Origin of the sequence: Pseudoalteromonas sp. 120-MNA-CIBAN-0494, assembly GCF_040308885.1 — a bacterium.
Classification (GTDB): Bacteria; Pseudomonadota; Gammaproteobacteria; order Enterobacterales; family Alteromonadaceae; genus Pseudoalteromonas; species Pseudoalteromonas nigrifaciens.
In genome coordinates this window covers 1-271 of the sequence record NZ_JBEOOE010000155.1, presented here as the reverse complement: position 1 = coordinate 271, position 271 = coordinate 1, and the positions used below count along the sequence as shown (strand labels likewise).

Here is a 271-nt window from a genome sequence, read left to right as displayed (position 1 = left end):
CCACCGAGGCTACCGTACCGCCTACCGCTGTGACGGTGGTGCCTACCGCGTTGGTGATCGGGCTGGCATTGGCTGCCGTCAGGTTGGTACCCAAGCTGCTGACTGCGCCGCCGACTTGAGTCACCAAACCGTCCACCGGAGTACCGATACCGGTGGTGGTACCTACGTTTTGCGTCAGTGTGGTGACGCCGGAGGTCACGGGGTTCAAGGCGGCGCCGACAGTGGTGGATACGGTGGCGAGTGGTGCGGTGGCGCCAGTGTTGGCGACACC

1 protein-coding gene is annotated in these 271 nt (G+C 64.9%); it reads right to left on the bottom strand.

Translation table 11 applies throughout. The annotated features are described in order from the left end of the window. On the bottom strand, positions 1–271 hold a 271-nt coding region (locus tag AAEY55_RS18340; RefSeq protein WP_350552683.1), incomplete at both ends, for a collagen-like triple helix repeat-containing protein.